At 70.2% G+C, this 16,336-nt stretch carries 13 protein-coding genes; 5 read left to right on the forward strand and 8 right to left on the reverse strand.

Going from position 1 to position 16,336, the window contains the following annotated elements; translation table 11 throughout:
- Positions 1 to 80 precede the first annotated feature (80 nt).
- Positions 81 to 638: a YetF domain-containing protein gene (locus tag ACN0TP_RS08395; protein WP_417218397.1), complete on the forward strand. Its 558-nt coding sequence runs from the start codon at positions 81 to 83 to the stop codon at positions 636 to 638.
- Positions 639 to 651: 13 nt separating this feature from the next.
- Here the strand turns inward: ACN0TP_RS08395 and ACN0TP_RS08400 are convergent, their stop codons facing one another.
- The gene (locus tag ACN0TP_RS08400; RefSeq protein WP_417218398.1) at positions 652 to 1,107 is read right to left on the reverse strand and encodes a DedA family protein; all 456 of its coding nucleotides are present in this window, start codon (positions 1,105 to 1,107) and stop codon (positions 652 to 654) included.
- Positions 1,108 to 1,169: 62 nt separating this feature from the next.
- Positions 1,170 to 2,408 carry an MFS transporter gene (locus ACN0TP_RS08405; protein ID WP_417218399.1) on the reverse strand — a complete coding sequence of 413 codons (1,239 nt, stop codon included), beginning with the start codon at positions 2,406 to 2,408 and terminating at the stop codon, positions 1,170 to 1,172.
- Positions 2,409 to 2,577: 169 nt separating this feature from the next.
- Here ACN0TP_RS08405 and ACN0TP_RS08410 point away from each other — a divergent pair, with 169 nt between their 5' ends.
- On the forward strand, positions 2,578 to 3,504 hold the full coding sequence (locus ACN0TP_RS08410) for an NAD(P)H-binding protein (RefSeq protein WP_417218400.1): 927 nt from the start codon (positions 2,578 to 2,580) through the stop codon (positions 3,502 to 3,504).
- A gap of 18 nt (positions 3,505 to 3,522) precedes the next feature.
- Here ACN0TP_RS08410 and ACN0TP_RS08415 read toward each other — a convergent pair whose 3' ends face one another.
- On the reverse strand, positions 3,523 to 4,485 hold the full coding sequence (locus tag ACN0TP_RS08415; RefSeq protein WP_417218401.1) for an aldo/keto reductase: 963 nt from the start codon (positions 4,483 to 4,485) through the stop codon (positions 3,523 to 3,525).
- Positions 4,486 to 4,568: 83 nt separating this feature from the next.
- Here ACN0TP_RS08415 and ACN0TP_RS08420 point away from each other — a divergent pair, with 83 nt between their 5' ends.
- A complete protein-coding gene (locus ACN0TP_RS08420; RefSeq protein WP_417218402.1) occupies positions 4,569 to 5,540 on the forward strand; it encodes a D-2-hydroxyacid dehydrogenase family protein in 972 nt (323 codons plus the stop codon).
- 29 nt (positions 5,541 to 5,569) lie between these two features.
- A complete protein-coding gene (locus tag ACN0TP_RS08425) occupies positions 5,570 to 6,415 on the forward strand; it encodes a hypothetical protein (RefSeq protein ID WP_417218403.1) in 846 nt (281 codons plus the stop codon).
- Here ACN0TP_RS08425 and ACN0TP_RS08430 read toward each other — a convergent pair.
- The 4 genes from ACN0TP_RS08430 to ACN0TP_RS08445 all read right to left on the reverse strand — a co-directional run bounded on the left by ACN0TP_RS08430 (position 6,398) and on the right by ACN0TP_RS08445 (position 10,475).
- Positions 6,398 to 6,742 carry a bifunctional 3-phenylpropionate/cinnamic acid dioxygenase ferredoxin subunit gene (locus ACN0TP_RS08430; RefSeq protein ID WP_417218404.1) on the reverse strand — a complete coding sequence of 115 codons (345 nt, stop codon included), beginning with the start codon at positions 6,740 to 6,742 and terminating at the stop codon, positions 6,398 to 6,400. The two genes, ACN0TP_RS08425 and ACN0TP_RS08430, sit on opposite strands and share 18 nt — an antisense overlap.
- Before the next feature lie 89 nt (positions 6,743 to 6,831).
- Complete coding sequence (solA, locus tag ACN0TP_RS08435) at positions 6,832 to 7,998, reverse strand: N-methyl-L-tryptophan oxidase (protein WP_417218405.1); 1,167 nt, start codon at positions 7,996 to 7,998, stop codon at positions 6,832 to 6,834.
- A gap of 7 nt (positions 7,999 to 8,005) precedes the next feature.
- On the reverse strand, positions 8,006 to 9,853 hold the full coding sequence (locus ACN0TP_RS08440) for an MDR family MFS transporter (protein ID WP_417218406.1): 1,848 nt from the start codon (positions 9,851 to 9,853) through the stop codon (positions 8,006 to 8,008).
- Positions 9,840 to 10,475, reverse strand: coding sequence for a TetR/AcrR family transcriptional regulator (locus ACN0TP_RS08445; protein WP_417218407.1), 636 nt, complete (start codon positions 10,473 to 10,475; stop codon positions 9,840 to 9,842). The genes ACN0TP_RS08440 and ACN0TP_RS08445 overlap by 14 nt, the downstream gene beginning before the upstream one ends.
- Positions 10,476 to 10,680: 205 nt before the next feature.
- Here ACN0TP_RS08445 and ACN0TP_RS08450 point away from each other — a divergent pair, with 205 nt between their 5' ends.
- On the forward strand, positions 10,681 to 12,486 hold the full coding sequence (locus tag ACN0TP_RS08450; RefSeq protein ID WP_417218408.1) for a bifunctional metallophosphatase/5'-nucleotidase: 1,806 nt from the start codon (positions 10,681 to 10,683) through the stop codon (positions 12,484 to 12,486).
- Positions 12,487 to 12,576: 90 nt separating this feature from the next.
- Here ACN0TP_RS08450 and ACN0TP_RS08455 read toward each other — a convergent pair whose 3' ends face one another.
- Complete coding sequence (locus tag ACN0TP_RS08455) at positions 12,577 to 16,335, reverse strand: S8 family serine peptidase (RefSeq protein WP_417218409.1); 3,759 nt, start codon at positions 16,333 to 16,335, stop codon at positions 12,577 to 12,579.
- Position 16,336: the final 1 nt, after the last annotated feature.

Here is a 16,336-nt window from a genome sequence, read left to right on the forward strand (position 1 = left end):
CGCCCGGCACCGCATGCCTCCCCCTTTCATGGCGCGCCTCGCAGCGGGCTTAAGCTGGACCCTGGCAGAAAGGGGCCGAAATGTGGCATCAGTATGGCCTGACCTGGGCGGATGCGGGGCGGGTCGTCGCCTCGGCCGTCGTGCTTTATGTGTTGGTCCTGGCATTGATCCGCGTCATGGGCCAGCGGACCATGGCGAGCCTGTCCAGCTTTGACCTGGCCGCCGCCGTGGCGCTCGGCGCCGTCGTGGGACGCGCCATCCTCGGCTATACCCCCACCCTGGCCTCCGGGGCACTGGGCCTGCTGACCCTGTTGGTCCTGCAGGCGCTGACGGGTCAGCTGCGGCGCTTCCGCGCAGCCGCGGGACTGGTCAGCAATCCGCCCTACCTGCTCATGGCGGGCAGCCATGCCATCGACGAGAACCTGCGGCGCACCCATATTTCGGGCCCGGAGCTCACCGCCCGCCTGCGCCTGGCCGGGGTGCGCCAGCGCGCGGAAGTCGCGTGCGTGATCCTGGAGTCTACGGGCCAAATCAGCGTGTTGCGCGCCGGCGTCCCCATCGAGCCGGACCTGCTGGAAGGCGTCGTGGGCGCCGAGCAGGTTCCGTCGTCGTACATGCAGCAGCCCCCGCAGCCCTAGCCGCGCGCCCGGCTCAGCCGTTGCGCCGGCGGTAGCGGATCCAGAGCACGGTCCCGACGGCGAGGAGGGCCACCGCCAGGACGATCCACTGCCAGCCCACCGCCAACGCCGCGTAGACCACTGCCATGCCGACGGTGGCATAGATCAGCGCCCAGAGCAGGCACCCGACGACCACGGCGGGCAGGTACCGCGCCAGCGGCATCCGGGACATGCCGGCGCTGGCGTTGACTGCGGTCTGGATGCCGACGGTGAGGAAGGACAGCGGCACGGCCAGGATCCCCCAGCGCGCCACGAACCGGCGCGCCCGCAGGTAGATCGGCCCTTCCAGGAAGCGCTCGAATCGCGAATGGCTGACCCCGGCGACCACGCCGCGGCCGATCCAATAGGTGATGTTGGCGCGCGCCATCGCCAACAGGAAGAGGAACAGGTACGCCCAGTCCAGGGGTGCCTCGCGCAGCCAGTCCATCATCCCCCCAGATTACCGTGGCCGGACCACGGTGCACGACGGCGGAACCGGGCCGGGTGCCCGGGTTAGGGGACCGATTTGATGCGGTAGACCAGCACCGCTGCGGCCAGCCCGATGATGGCCGCAAGCACGAACAGGGCCACGTAGCCGCCCAGGAACTTCACCGCGAGCAGCGCAAGCGCCGGGGCAATCACCTGGGGCAGTGCTGCGGCGATGTTGACGACCCCCATGTCCTTGCCGCGCGCGGCGGCGGAGGGCAGGACCTGGGTCAGCAGGGCGAAGTCCACCGCCAGGTAGGCGCCGAACCCGATGCCCAGGACGGCGGCACCGACCATGGCCGCCGGCCAGACCTGGAAGAACGCCATGATCAGTGCGGCGCACGCGATGACAGCGGAGGCGCCGGCGACGAACACCTTGCGCTTGCCCACCCGGTCGCTCCACCGCCCGGCGATGACACTGGTGATGACCACCATGACGGCGTACAACCCGGTGAGCACCAGCACCCCCGCCGCGGGGTTCGGATGGTGGATCACGTCGGTGAGGAAGAACAGCAGGTACACGATCACCAGCTGGTTGCCCACGAACATCAGGAACCGGGTCAGCCAGGCCCACCCGAAGTCGGGGTGCTGGACCGGGTTGATCCAGAAACCACGCAGGAAGGTGCCCAGGCGGAAGCGCGGGTGGTGTCCGGCCGGCAGGACGGGGTCGTTGCGGTGGGTCAGATACGGGATCACCCCCAGGGCCAGGGCGGCGGCGCAGATCCAGTAGCCCACCGCGACGTTGCCGGAGATCACGAACCCCACCACCGAGCCGCCCAGGATGCCGATCGTCTGCCCCATGGCGGCCAATCCGCCCACGGTGGCCCGCTGGGCGACGGGCACCCGGTCCGGGACGGCCGCGGTGATGGTCGAATACATCGCGTTGCAGCCGGCCTGCACCAGGCACCACCCGATGACCAGGGCGGCGATCGTCGTCGCACCGGAGAGGAAGAGCATCGCTGCGGTGCCCAGCACCGCGCCACCCAGGATCCACGGCGAGCGCCGCCCCCACCTGGAGGTGGTCCGGTCCGAGAGCGCCCCAGTCACCGGGTTGGCCACCAGCGCGACGCCGGCCCCGCACGCGGTCACCAGCGTCAGGATGGCCTCCTTGTTGGCGGGGTCGATCCCGGTGGCCTGCAACCCGATGAGGATGTTGATCGGCGCGAAGAACGCGACGTTGATGACGACGTTGACGACGACGGCGCCGAGGATCCAGCGGGCCCTGACCTGCCGGTTCGGCTCGGCCAGCGCCTCGGAGGTGCTCACAGGATCGCCTGGAGCAGACCGGCCCCCGCGGTTCCGATGAGGGCGATGATCAACAGCCACGTCAGGGGCTTGGCGAGGGCGCGGGTTTTGTCCATGATGCCGCCTATCGTATTCCGCCCTCGGCCAAAGTCCTTGCCCCGGTGTCGCGCGCGCGGCGTACGGTGGTCACATGAACCCCGTGGACACGCCCAGCACCCCCCTGATCGCCATCACCGGAGCGACCGGCGCCGTGGGTTCGCGGGTGGCCCGGCGGCTCGCCGGCACCGCCCGGCTGCGCCTGTTCTCCCGCGACGCGGCCCGCGCCGAGGCGGCGGCCCGTGACCTGCCCGGTACGACGGCGGCTTCCACCGTGGAGTCCGCGGCCCTGGACTATGCCGAGGGGGAAGGTGCGGCCAGCGCCCTGGCGGGCGCCGACGTCGTGCTCATGGTCTCCGCCGCCGAGACCGATCACCGGCTGGCGGACCATGCCACGTTCATCCGGGCCGCGGCCGCCGCCGGGGTGGGGCATCTGGTGTACACGTCGTTCCTGGCCGCGGCGCCCGATGCCGTGTTCACCCTGGCGCGTGACCACCACGCCACCGAGGAGCTGCTGGCAGCTTCGGGGGTGTCGCACACGATCCTGCGGGACAACTTCTACCAGGACGTCTTCCCGCTGTTCGCCGGGGAGGAGGGCGTGCTGCGCGGCCCCGCCGGCGACGGGCGGGTCTCCGCGGTGGCACGTGACGACGTGGCGGCGGTGGCCGCAGTCGTGCTGGCCGAAGCCGCCATGGCCCTGGCCGCTGGGCGTTCGCCGGAACACTCCGGGACGACGTACGACCTGACCGGACCGGAGGCGTTCAGCCTCGAGGAGGCGGCAGCGGTGATCGGCGGGGTGACCGGCCGGCCGGTGCGCTATCTGAACGAGACCCTGGCCGAGGCGCGCGCGTCCCGGGCGGGCTACGGGGCGCCGGACTGGCAGCTGGAGGCGTGGATCAGCACCTACACGGCGATCGGATCGGGTGATCTGGCGGCGGTGTCCGGCGACGTGCAGCGGCTGCTCGGCCGTCCCGCCCAGACGCTGCGCCAGACCCTGGAGCGGTCACAGCGCCAGGTGTAGTTCCCAAGGCCGCTGCGTCTACGGCAGGGGTTGGCCGCGGGCGGCGATCCAGAGGGCATACCAGTCGTCGGGGTCCATCCGGGCGGCGACGGCCCCGGCGTCGGCGCAGGCGACGATGCGTGCGGGGTTCGTGGTGCCGATAACGGGCCGGATGCCCGCAGGGTGGCGCATCAGCCAGCCCAGCACGATCGCCTCCGGCGTGGTGTGCAGCTCCCCGGCCAGCCGGGCGACCAGTGCCGCCGCCTCACGGTCGGCAGCTGGAGCCGCGGGGTCCCCCACCGAGGTGTAGCGGCCGCGGTCCATCGACCCCCAGGCCTGCAGTTGAACGTCGTGGGCGGCACAGTATTCCAGCGTCCCGTGCGGGAAGGAGGAGGCGTCGATGCCGGGTTCGGCGACGTTGACCGCGACCGCGGACTCCAGCCAGCCGCGATGCCCCAGGCTCAGTTGCAGCTGGTTCACCGCCAGCGGTTCGTCCAGCACCGATTGCAGCCGGGCCATCTGCGCGCCCGAATGGTTGGAGACCCCGAAGCGGCCGACGGTGCCCGCGGCGTGCAGGGCGGCAAAGGCTGCGGCGATCTCCTCCGGGGGCGTCAACGGGTCGGGGCGGTGGATGAGCAGCGTGTCGATCCGTTCGACGCCGAGCCGGGCCAGCGAGTCCTGTACCCGGGCGGTGATGGTGCGGGCCGAGGAGTCATAGCGGCCCGGGGCGTCGGCGGTGCCGAGCACGATCCCGCATTTGGTCTGCAGGTGCAGCTGCCCCGCCAACCCAGGCCGGTCGGCCAGGACGCGGCCGAAGACCGCCTCGGCCTTTCCGTGCCGGTAGATGTCGGCGTGGTCGAACACGGTGATGCCGGCCTCCAGCGCCGCGTCGACCGCCGCATGGGCCGCAGCGACATCCGCCGCCTCGATCGGGCCGCGGTCCCAGCCACCGCCCAACCCCATGCAGCCGAACAACAGGGGGGATCCGGCGTCGTGCTTCATGGGTGTCTCCTGTCCGATGCTGACGGATCCCAGCCTACGGGCATAGGGTTCAGGAGAGACGACCCACACCGGAAGGGGCCCCCATGGCCACCACCGAGCAACCGGCCCACCGGCTGGCGATCCTCGACGACTACCAGGACGTGGCGCTGGATTTCGCGCCCTGGGACACCCTGGAGGACGTGGAGGTGGTGGTCTTCCACGACCCGATGCCCGACGCCGCGGAGGTGGTGCGGGCCCTGGCCGGATTCGACATCGTCGTGGCGATGCGCGAACGCACGGCCTTCGGCGCCGACGTGCTCCACCAGTTGCCCCGCCTGCGGCTGCTGGTCACCACGGGGATGGCCAACGCGTCGATCGACCTGGACGCCGCAGCGGCGGCGGGCATCACGGTCTGCGGGACACCGGGGTCGCCCACCGCCACCCCGGAGCTGGCCTGGGCGCTGCTGATGGCGTGGATGCGCGACATCCCCGCGCAGCAGGCCTCGCTGCGGGCCGGGACATGGCAGAGCGGCGTCGGCACGGAGCTGGCCGGCAAGACCCTCGGCGTGCTGGGCCTGGGCCGGATCGGCACGCGGATCGCCGGGTACGGGGCAGCGTTCGGGATGGACGTCATCGCGTGGAGCCAGAACCTGGAGCAGGACCGGGCCGAGGCCGCCGGGGCCCGGCTGGTGGGGCGCGAGGAGCTCTTCGCCGCCGCCGACGTGCTCAGCGTGCACCTGCGCCTGTCCGATCGCACGCGCGGGCTGGTCGACGAGGCCGAACTGCGCCTGCTCGGCCCCGACGGCCTGCTGGTGAACACGTCGCGGGCGGGCATCGTGGACCAGGAGGCGATGCTGCGCGGGCTGCACGAGGGCTGGCTCGGCGGTGCCGCACTGGACGTCTTCGACATTGAACCACTGCCGCTGGGGCACCGGCTGCTCCAGGCGCCGCGCACCGTGTTGACCCCGCATCTGGGGTACGTCTCCGACGCCAGCTACCGGCAGTTCCACGGCGGGGCGCTCCAGGACGTCGAGGCCTGGCTCGCCGACGCCCCGGTGCGCGTGCTGACCAGCTGAGCGGCGGCGTCCACCGATAAGCTGGGGGCATGTCATCCGCCCCGTCCCCCGCGCCCCGCTGGGCTGGGCGGCACCGCGGGTGGAAGCTGGCGCACCACCTGGTTCCCGCCCTGGTCATGGCGGCGTTCCTCATCGGGTTGGGCGCGTGGGCGTTGCTGTTGCAGTCGTGGTTGTTCGGCATCCCGCTGCTCGCGTTCGGCACCGGCACCGTCGTGTCGCTGGTGCGCGAATTCCGGCTCGATCCGGACCCCGTGGACCCCGACCTGGCTCCCGTCACCACCCGCAACGGGGTGCGTGCGGCGACCCGTTTTGCGTTCCGGCGCAACTCCCCGGCGTTCGCCGCGGGCACCGTGGGGCTCGGGGTGATCGGGCTGGTGGCCGCGCTGGCCGCGGTGGGCCGGTTCGTCCTGCTGCACTCCGGATTCGAACGGTACTGGACCGTCGCCGGCGCCCTGGTGTTGGGCGTCATCGGGTTCCTGATCCTGCGCGAGGGCCTGCGCCTGCTGCGCATCGCCTCCGCCGAACAGGCACCGGGCGTCTACCTGACGCGCAGCCGGGTGGTGGTCTTCGGGCCGCTGGGCCTGGACGAGATGTACTGGCGCGACATGGAATCGGTCGGCGCCGCCAACCCGCGCGGCCGCACCCCGTTGGGACGCCGGGGTCCGGCACTGATCGTGCTGCGCGGCCGCCGGCAGGACGTGGGCTCTTCCGGGAACGACGGCGATGCCCCGCACGAGCTGCTGGTGCAGGTGGAGTTCCTGCTCGCGGACCCCAACGTCCTGCACACCGCACTGCTGCATTACCTCGCCGAGCCGGCCGACCGACCGGAGCTGGGAACCGCCGCGGCGGTGGAACGGCTAGCCGTCGGCCGGTGAGACGCCGGGGTAGAGCAGCACCTCTCCGTCGCGGACCTCGACCTTGTGGGTGCGGGCGTTCACGGTGGCGGGCAGGCAGAGGGCCTCTCCGGTCGTGAGGCAGAAGCGCGCCGAGTGGACGGGGCATTCGACCTCGTTGCCCTCGATCCAGCCGTCGGCGAGCGAGGCGGTCTCGTGGGTGCATTCGTCGTCGAGCGCGTAGAAGCCGCCCTCTTCGCTGTGGAAGACGGCGATATCCGAGCCGGTGCCGGTGTCGTCGGCGTCGATGACCTTGGCCTCGCCCTCCTCGATCTCGTCGACCGGGCCCACATGGATGGGTTCGCTCACGGTGTCACTCCTTGGTTGGCGCAGCGGGACGCCGAACGGGTCCCTGCTTCCAGTGTTGTGCACGGCCCGACGGTGCGCAATTCCGCACCTCACACCCCGAAGCGGGAGGGCCTCACGAAGTCCAGCGCGTAGGGCTGCCGCTCCCCCGCGACATCACGGGCCAGGATCTCCCCGATGGCCAGGCAGTGCTTGAACGCGTGCCCGCTGTCGCCTCCGGCCACCAGCACCCGCGGTGATGCGGCGGTGGGCCCGATGACGAACTGGTCGTCAGGGGACAGCGTGATCATGCACGGTTCCACCCGCGCCGGAACCGCGTCCAGCCCCGGAAGGACGCGCTCGACGAGGGCAGAGAGCCGGCGCCATGCCGCCGAGTCGACCCCGCGGTCCAGCGTGTCCGGATCGATGCGTGGCGGCCGTTCGCCCCAGATGTCGCCGATCCCGAGTTTGACCAGGCCGCCGTCGACCGACCCGTGGCCCCAGAGCACGGTCTCGGGGTCGACCTGGTGCACGACGACGGGGAAGTCCCCCGCGTCGAACCCGGGGCTCCCGCCGGACTCGCCTGCCGGGGCCGCCGGGGCGAACCAGTGCAACGGGGTGCGGATCGGGACCAGGTCCACGTCGGGGACGAACGGGGGCAGCCAGGCACCCGCGGCGATGATGACCGTTTCGGCCAGGTAGTCGTGTCCCCCGGCGGTGAGCCGGACGCCCGCGGGACCGGCGTCGAGGGATTCGACCCGGGTGTCCGCGTGGACGGCCGCCCCGAGCCGGGCCGCCTCGGTGACGGCGGCGGTCACGGTGGCTTCGGGGTGGATGACGCCGCAGCCGGGGTCGAAGAGGCCGCGCGCGTCCGGGGCAAGATCCGCGAAATGCGGCAACCGCCCCGTCAGCGCCTCCCGGTCGAGCCGCTCGTAGGGCAGCCCGTGGTCGTCCGCCGCCCGCGCGGTTCCGGCCACGACATCGGAGTCAGCGGAGCCCACCATGTAGCCGCCCGTGATCTTCAGCAGGTCGCGGCCGGAGGCCTCCTCGAGCCGGCGGAACAGGCTCCGGCTTTCGGCGGCCATGGGTGCCAGGCCCGGGTGCTCGAGGCAGGCCTCGCGGAAGAGCCGGGTCTGCCCGTGGGAGGACCCGAGGGCATGGCCGATCCCGAACTGCTCGAAGCCGACGACGTCGATGCCCCGGGCCGCGAGCCGCCAGAGGGCCGCGGACCCGAGGGCCCCCAGGCCGACGACGGCGACCTGCACGCGCTGCGGTGCCATGGCGGCGCTATTCGGCCGGGCCGGAGGCGCGGTGGGCGCCACGGCGGTGCTGTCCGTTTCCGGACACGTCCGGGTCCGCCACGGCGTCGCGCGCGGGGACCGGGCCCATGGAGGGGACCTGGCCGCGTTCCCGGCCGGCGCCCGCGGCGGAGACGCTGACCTTTTCACGCACTGCCTCCTGCTGCGTGTCCTCCGGTGAGCGGGCAGCCGAAGAGGCACCGGCGTCGTCCGCCTGCACCCGGTGGGCGGCGGCCGCCCTGCCGGTGGAGTGGTCCTCGACGTGGCCGACCTGGCCGGTCGACAGCGACTCCGAGGGGATGTCGCGCTCGATCTTGGTGGCGAGCGCCTTCTCCGTCATGAAGCTCAGGGAAATGGCGGCGGCGATGGCCAGCGGGACCATCCAGAGGAAGAGCGGCACGAGCGCCTCGTTGTAGGAGCTGATGATGATGTTGCGGATCGGGTCCGGCAGCGAGGTGACCAGTTCCGGGGTCAGGGAGTTGGCGCTCGGGCCACCCGAGGAGCCGGCACCGGCCGGCATCTTGTCCTTCAGCAGGTCCGTCAGGCGGCTGGCGAAGAGCGAGCCGACGACGGCGGAGCCCAGGGTGGCGCCGACCTGGCGGAAGTAGTTCTGCCCGGCGGTCGCGGTGCCGACGTAGCGCAGGGGGAAGGAGTTCTGGGCCACGAGCGTGAGCATCTGCATGCACATGCCCAGGCCGAGACCCATCACACCGAGGAACACGCAGATCAGGTAGACCGGCGAATCGGCGTGGATGGTGGAGAGCAGGAAGAGCCCGAGGCCCAGGACCAGCGTGCCGGCGATCATGACGATCTTGTAGCGGCCCGATTTGGAGACCTGGCGGCCGACGATGACCGAGGTGATAAGCAGGCAGCCCATCATGGGGATCATCAGCAGCCCGGCCTCGGTGGGACCGTAGCCGGTGACCATCTGCAGGTAGGTCGGCATGTAGCCGATGGCGCCGAACATCGCGATGCCGATCATCAGGCCGGAGAACGTCGTCAGGACGAAGTTGCGGTTCTTGAACAGCATCAGCGGCATGACCGGTTCGGAGACCTTCGATTCGACCAGGACGAACAGGGCTGCGGCGACGACGGCGGCCGCGAAGAGGCCCAGGATGGTGGGTGAATCCCAGGCGTAGGTGTTGCCGCCCCAGGTTCCGGCCAGGACCAGCGAGGTGGTGGCCAGGGCGAGCAGGGTCATGCCCATCACGTCGATCTTCGGTCGGGTGGAGTTGGTCGTCTTCGGGATGTGCAGCAGGAAGATGGTGGCCAGCACGGCCACCAGGCCCAGCGGCAGGTTCAGCCAGAAGGCCCAGCGCCAGCCGGGGCCCTCGGTCAGCCAGCCGCCGAGCAGGGGGCCGGCGACGGAGGAGACGGCGAAGACGCCGCCCATGACGCCCATGTACTTGCCGCGCTCCCGGGCGGGGATGACGTCGGCGATGATGGCCTGCGAGAGGATCATCAATCCGCCGCCGCCCAGGCCCTGGATGACGCGGGCGATGATGACCAGGTTCATGGTGTCGGACAGCGCACCGAAGACGGAGCCGCACATGAACACCACGATCGCGAAGATCAGCAACGGCTTGCGGCCGAAGAGGTCGCCCAGCTTGCCGTAGACGGGCATCATCACCGTGGAGGCCAGGATGAAGGCGGTGATGATCCAGGCCATGTGCTCGACGCCGTTGAGCTCCCCGACCATGGTCGGCAGCGCAGCGGACAGCACGGTCTGGTTCAGCGACGCCATGAGCATCGTGACCATCAGGGCGGCGAAGAGCAGCAGGATGTGGTTCTTGCTCCCGTGTACCGGCTTGGACCGTGTGGGTTTAGTCGTTGTCATGGGTGGAGTTCATAACCTCTCGGAAGATGGTGACGGCTGAGTCGATGTGTCCGTCGATGTCGGCGACGGTTCCCTCGGGATCGGAACTGTAGGCGTAGCGGGTGATCGTCCCGGCGAGCATGAGCAGGGCCCGGGCGGAGTCCTCACCGGCAGGCAGCCGGCCGGGCTCTTCCTCTGCCTCGTCGGCCTGCATGCGTTCGCGGAGGATTTCGTCGACGAGCTTCTCGGCATCGTTGATGTGTTGCATGACCCGGCCCCGCAATTCGGGGTACCGCGTGACGATCTCGCGGCGCATCTGGTAGGACGCCCCCCGGCCCAGGCTGGTGCGCATGACACCGGTGAGGATCCGGACGATCCGGGTCAGCAGGTCGGCCTCGCTGGTGCGGAATTGCTCGAGCAGCTCCTCGGGGACGCAGGGGGCACGGGTGCCCAGGATGGCGTCCTCCTTCGTGGGGAAGTAGTTGAAGAACGTCCGCTTCGAGACGCCGGCCCGCGTCACGATGGCCTCGATGGTCACGGCGACCGGGCCGTCTTCCAGCGCCATGGCGGCCGCGGCGTCGTGCACCGCGTTCCAGGTGTCGAGGCGATTGCGCTCGCGTTGGGAGATGGGGACTTCTTGCATAGGTACAGTTTATGCACTCGTGCAAAGTTTGCACAACTGCAAGGAATATCGGCTATGCCACATCGTTCGGATGTGAGCCGTTCGCGGAATGGCAGCCCACCGGCCACCCCCCGGCCATTGACACGGCATCGGCGCTCGGTAGGATCGCCGATGTGCCGTGCCTCGAATGTGCGGCATATCACTCATCGCACCCGGGAGTCATGACATGAACCCACGCAAGCATCCGATCCAACGCGCCAGCCTGGTCGCGGCCGGCCTCGCCTTGGCCGCCACGTCGCTGGCCGCCCCGGCCCAGGCGGCGCCGACGGCGGTCCCGCAGGGCAAGCACCAGGGCAACCACCATGGGGGTGGGCACCACGGGGGCGGCCACCACGGAGGAGGCCACCACGGAGGAGGCCACCACCAGCCACGGACGAGCACCATCCAACTGCTCGGCATCAACGACTTCCACGGCAGGCTGGAGGCCAACGGCACCTCCGCGGGGGCGGCGGTGCTGGCCGGTGCCGTCGACGAGCTGACCGGACAGAAGAAGGACAACACGCTCTTCGTCTCGGCCGGGGACAATATCGGCGCCTCGACCTTCACCTCCTTTTCCCAACAGGACACCCCCACGATCGATGCGCTCCGGACCGGGGGGCTGGACGTCTCGGCCGTGGGAAACCATGAATTCGACCGCGGCTTCGATGACCTGAAGAACCGGGTCATCCCCCGCTACGGCAACGGCAGCGCGAAGCGCGGAGCGGACTACGCCCTGGGTGCCAACGTCTATTACCAGGGCACCCAGAAGCCAGCCCTGAAGGAATACGCCCTGCGCAAGGTCCAGGGGGTGACCGTAGGATTCGTCGGCGTCGTCACCGAGCAGACCGAATCGCTGGTCACACCGGCCGGCATCAGCCAGCTCGACTTCGGCAACCAGCTCGAGGCGGCCAACCGCGTCGCCCGCCAGCTCTCCGATGGGCGGAAGTCCAATGGCGAGGCGGACGTCGTCGTGCTGCTGGCCCACGATGGTTCGGCGGGCACCGACTGCTCGGCGATCGCCACCGAGGACACCGCCTATGGCGAGCTGGTCCGCGGGGCATCGGCCAACATCGATGCCATCTACTCCGGCCACACCCATCAGGGCTACGCCTGCTCGTACCCGGTGAAGGGATGGCCGAAGGCCATGAAGCGCCCGGTCGTGCAAGCTCATGAGTACGGGACCACGCTGGACCGCGTGCAGATCACCGTCGACCGCCGCAGCAAGAAGCCGGTTGCGCTGGCGGGCTCGCTGGTGCAGCTCACCACCACGGACGACGCCGGCGCCACGGTTCCCGCGTTCCCGGCGGATCCGCGGGTGGCCAGCATCGTCACGAAGGCCGCCGAACAGGCGGAGGTCGTCGGCGCCCAGCCGATCGGCAAGATCAGCGCCGACATCCTGCGCGGCGGGGCCGAGCCGGGCTCCGATCGCGGCGTCGAGTCCTCCCTGGGCAACCTCGTGGCCGACATGCAGCTGTGGGCGACCTCCAACGAGGACTTCGGCGGCGAACCGGCGCAGATCGCGCTGATGAACCCCGGCGGCCTGCGCGCGGATCTGCTCTACGGAACCGATGGCACCGTCACCTACAAGGACGTGGCCAGCGTGCAGCCGTTCGGCAACACCCTGTGGACCGAGGACCTGACCGGAGCGCAGCTGAAGGCGGTCCTGGAGGAACAGTGGCAGCCGGAGGGTTCGAGCCGTCCGAAACTGCACCTGGGCATCTCGGCGGGCCTGAGCTACACCTACACCGAAAACGCGGCCCGTGGCTCGCACATCACGTCGATGTCGTTCAACGGCGAGCCCATCGCCGATTCCGACGTGTTCAAGGTCGCGATGAACTCGTTCCTCGCGGCCGGCGGCGACAACTTCACCACCCTCGCCGAGGGCACGAACGCCGCCGATACGGGCCAGAGCGACCTGGTCGCAGCGATCAACTACTTCGAAGCGCACGATCTGGTCGATCCGGCGCCGCTTGGACGGGCGACGGCGCAGTAGACCCGGAGCACCCTGCCGCCGGATGGCGGCACGAGGGCCCGCACCCCGCCGTCGTCCTGGCGGCGGGGTGCGGGCCCTGGTCCGTGCCGGCTACTTCACCGTGACGGTGTGGGGCTTGCCCGCAGTGGTTCCGGCGTCGTTGGTGAACTCGACGACGTAGGTGTACTTCCCGGGCTCGCGTCCCTGGACCGGGATCCTCACATGCTGCGCGGCGGGGGTCTTCGCCTCCAGCGTGCCGGCGTCGATCTCCTTCCCGTTTTCCAGCAACCGGTAGCTGGTGGCGTTCGTGCCCCACCACAGGTCGGCGGCCAGCGTGAAGCTGCCATCGGCGTCGCGCTTCGGACCGGAGAGGACCGGCTTTCCGGGAGCCGCCTGGTCCACCTTGACGGTAACGGGCTTCGTTGCCGTGACGCCGGCGGCATTGACCAGCTCGCCGGTGTAGACGTAGGTCCCGTTCGGCCGACCGCTGATGGCCACCTCGGCCGACTGGGCCCGCGGCGTCTTGACGGTGAGGTCCTTGACCGCGACCAGCACGTCATTCTCATACAACCGGAACAGGCTGGCGTTGGAGCCCCACCACATGTTCATGGTGACGTTGTAGTCGCCATCGCGCAGTCCGGTATCCCAGCCGCTGTCCGTTCCCAGGACGCCCACGCCGGGCAGTGCTGCCTCGTGGTCATCCGGCTCCCCCGGGTCCACCGGATCGGTGGGGTCCGTGGGATCGGTGGGATCCGTGGCGTCGCCGGTCATCACGGTGACGTCGGTGGTGGCATCGCCGTCGCCGAAGGCGATCGATCCTCGGTAGGTGGTGTTCGGTTCCAGGTCCTTCCAGCTGGCGTCGAACGTGAGCGGGACCCCTGCGGTGCCGGTGATGCTTGCCGGAACCACCAGCGGCGTGACGGGTGCCTGCGGGTTTTTCTCGCTCATCGCCAGGCTGAAGTCCACGGCCTCCTCGCCCGAGGGGACGGACCAGGCGTAGACGAACACGGTGTAGCCACCGGGGGCCGGGTCCTTCATGACGACGCGCTCGCGCTTGGCCAGGGTGGCTCCCGTGAAGTTCCCGCTGCCTGCGCTGTAGTTGCCGGTGTCGGCGTCCTGGTAGATCACCATTTCCATGTCGGCGCCGCTGCCGTTTTCCGCCCCGAGTTCGAACGTTGCCTCGGTGCTGCCCGGGGCGATGTCGACCTTGTAGGCCAGGAAGCTGGTTGACTTGTCACCGGTCAGGCGACCACTGAAGGGCGATTCCGGCCCGGTGGCCGCATCCGGTGCTGGGTACTTGTACCGGGTCGGGGGGACCAGGCTGTCCTGCCACCGCAGGGTGTCCTGGCGGAACAGGCCGTTCACCGCCAGCTTCAGCTCCCCGGTGGCACCGGGGGTGACGGTGACCTGGGTGCTGCCGGTGGTGCCCTGTCCGATCACCGCTGCCGGCGCCTGCAGGGCTCCGGGTTTGACGGCGATCGGCATCCGCGAGGTCGCCCCCTGCTGGTTGGTCCAGGTCAGGTAGCCTTTCGCGAACGCGTCGACCGGCGCTGTGGTGCGGCGCAGGGTGATCTTCACCGTCTTGCTCTCTCCGGCGGCGTCGAAGTCCAACCGTGCCGGCGAGGTGGTGACCTCGATGCCGGGGACATCGGCACTGGGCGTCCAGGTTCCGGCCTTCAGGGAGGTGACGGTCCGGGTGGTTTCGCGGGCACCGATCATCTCACCGATCGCCAACGAGGGGATGTTCAGGTCGGTTCCGCTCGTGGCACCTTCGGCCGTCGGGTCGGCGAGCCAGCGGCGGTAGGCCGTCCAGTCCGCCGCGCCTGCCGGGTAGTAGAAACCGGCGTCGAGATACCGGGTGGGGTCCACCTGGCCGGCGCCCTGGGCGAAGACGTCGTGGGTTCCGGCGCCGTCGGCGTCGACGAGATCACCGGCGGTGCCCATGAGGGACGAACGGATTTCGGCCGGTGTGGCCAGCGGGTGTTCTCCGAGGTAGACGGCCGCGAGTCCCGCCACATGCGGTGAGGCCATGGACGTGCCTGACATGACCACGTGGATGGGCTTTTCGCCCGCGGCGTTGGCGCCGGCGGCGATCACCGTGGTGCCGGGTGCCGCGACGTCTGGCTTGAGGACGTTCTGGCCGTCCGAACGGATGGGGCCGCGGCTGGAGCTGGGGGCGATCTGCGGGACGGGCACCTCGACCGGTTTGCTGGGCTCCTTCTCGAACGCTGCCGTCGCCGTGCCGGCGGATGCGTAGTCCTTGATCGTGGCTGCCTGGTCGGCGTCGACGTGGACGGCCGGCAGGACGTAGTCCAGGGCGGCCAGGTCGGTGGCGCCGCCGGGGACGTTGGCCATGACCATGGCGATGCCTCCGGCCCGTTTGACCTCCACCCCCTTGTCGACGAGGGCGAAGTCGCCACGGTCGCAGATGACGACCTTGCCGGCCGCCCGTTCCGGATCCAGGGTGCCCTCGGCGCAGAGGTTGGCTCCGGTGGCGCCCTCCAGTGCGATGGAGGCCGCGGTGACCAGTTCCGCGGATGCGACCCCGGCGTCGGGGATCGTCAACGACTGTCCGGTGAACCGGCGCCCGTCACCGAGCACGACGTCGGATTGCGGGTTCATGTAGGTGCTGTTGGCCACCGAGGTCAGCCAGGGGGCGGTATTGCCCACCGTTTCCGCACCGGGCCCCGAGTTGCCCGCGGACGCCGCGACGAAGATCCCGGCGTTGATGGCGTTGAGGAAGGCCAGGTCGGTCAGGCTGGCGGTGGAGGGGGATCCGCCGCTGGGGCCGATCGAGTAGTTCAGGACATCGACTCCGTCCTTGATGGCCTGGTCGATGGCCGCCAGCAGGTCCAGTGTGCTGCACCCGCTGCTGCCGGTGATCTGGTGCCAGCAGGCCTTGTAGGCGGAGATCTTGGCTGCCGGGGCGACCCCCGAGATGCGCTGGGTGTAGCCGGGGCCGACGGTCGCGGTGACCCCGAAGTTCCCCGCTGCGGTGCTGGCAGTATGCGAACCATGGCTGTTGCCATCGCGGGCGGACCGGTATTCGCCCATCTCCGGCGTGCCGACGTTGCCGGCCCCCGCGAGGAAGTACTGCGCACTGATCAGCTTGCTGTTGCACATCTCGCTGGTGAACTGTTCACCTTCCTGGCACCGGCCGACGAACTGCTGGCCGTCGGCCTTGTTGAAGCGGATGGCGTCCCCGTCGCGGTAGGGCTGGGTATCGGATGCCTCGGTGGCCAACGGCTCGCCCGCGAACGAGGGGTTCTCCGGGGCAATGCCGCTGTCGATGACCCCGACGACGACTCCCTTCCCCGCATCCTCGATGCCCCCGAGGTCTTCCCAGACGCCGCCGGCGCCGGTTTGGTCATCGCCCAGGCCGAGGAACTGCGTCGTCGATCCCTGCAGTTCGAGTGTTTCGGCCGGGACGATGTCGGCGACGGCCGGGTCCGCTGCGAGTTCGCGGGCCTCGTCGGCGCCGAGTTCAGCGGCGAAGCCGTTCTGGGCGTAGGTGTATCGGTAGAGCGGATCGACACCTGCACGGTCCGCCACGGAATCCTGGCGTTTGCGCAGGTAGCCGGCATAGCTGCGGCTCGTGGCGCTCCCGGCATCCAGCCGTTTGCCGTCCTTCGGCTGGGTCGCAGCAAATCCGCGCACCCCGCCGTCGTAGGAGGCGACGGGATCTGCCTGGAGCCGGACGATGTACTTTCCGGCCTCGAAGTCCTCCTGATGGTGCGCTGCGGGGTCTGGCGGCGGTGCGGCAGTGGCCGGCGGACCGATGGCCAGGCCGGCGGACACCAACGAGATGGCGGCCACCAGCCGGACGGTGGGGCGATCCGCGCTCTGGGCGCGGCGGGAGAAGGGAATCATG

This window comes from Arthrobacter sp., from assembly GCF_048266065.1.
GTDB lineage: Bacteria > Actinomycetota > Actinomycetes > Actinomycetales > Micrococcaceae > Arthrobacter_H.

Coding starts and splice junctions, on each gene's coding strand:
- ACN0TP_RS08410 (WP_417218400.1), top strand. CDS start 2,578: ATGAACCCCGTGGACACGCCCAGCACCCCCCTGATCGCCATCACCGGA.
- ACN0TP_RS08445 (WP_417218407.1), bottom strand. CDS start 10,475: ATGCAAGAAGTCCCCATCTCCCAACGCGAGCGCAATCGCCTCGACACC.
- ACN0TP_RS08415 (WP_417218401.1), bottom strand. CDS start 4,485: ATGAAGCACGACGCCGGATCCCCCCTGTTGTTCGGCTGCATGGGGTTG.
- solA (WP_417218405.1), bottom strand. CDS start 7,998: ATGGCACCGCAGCGCGTGCAGGTCGCCGTCGTCGGCCTGGGGGCCCTC.
- ACN0TP_RS08395 (WP_417218397.1), top strand. CDS start 81: ATGTGGCATCAGTATGGCCTGACCTGGGCGGATGCGGGGCGGGTCGTC.
- ACN0TP_RS08440 (WP_417218406.1), bottom strand. CDS start 9,853: ATGACAACGACTAAACCCACACGGTCCAAGCCGGTACACGGGAGCAAG.
- ACN0TP_RS08420 (WP_417218402.1), top strand. CDS start 4,569: ATGGCCACCACCGAGCAACCGGCCCACCGGCTGGCGATCCTCGACGAC.
- ACN0TP_RS08400 (WP_417218398.1), bottom strand. CDS start 1,107: ATGATGGACTGGCTGCGCGAGGCACCCCTGGACTGGGCGTACCTGTTC.
- ACN0TP_RS08425 (WP_417218403.1), top strand. CDS start 5,570: ATGTCATCCGCCCCGTCCCCCGCGCCCCGCTGGGCTGGGCGGCACCGC.
- ACN0TP_RS08450 (WP_417218408.1), top strand. CDS start 10,681: ATGAACCCACGCAAGCATCCGATCCAACGCGCCAGCCTGGTCGCGGCC.
- ACN0TP_RS08455 (WP_417218409.1), bottom strand. CDS start 16,335: ATGATTCCCTTCTCCCGCCGCGCCCAGAGCGCGGATCGCCCCACCGTC.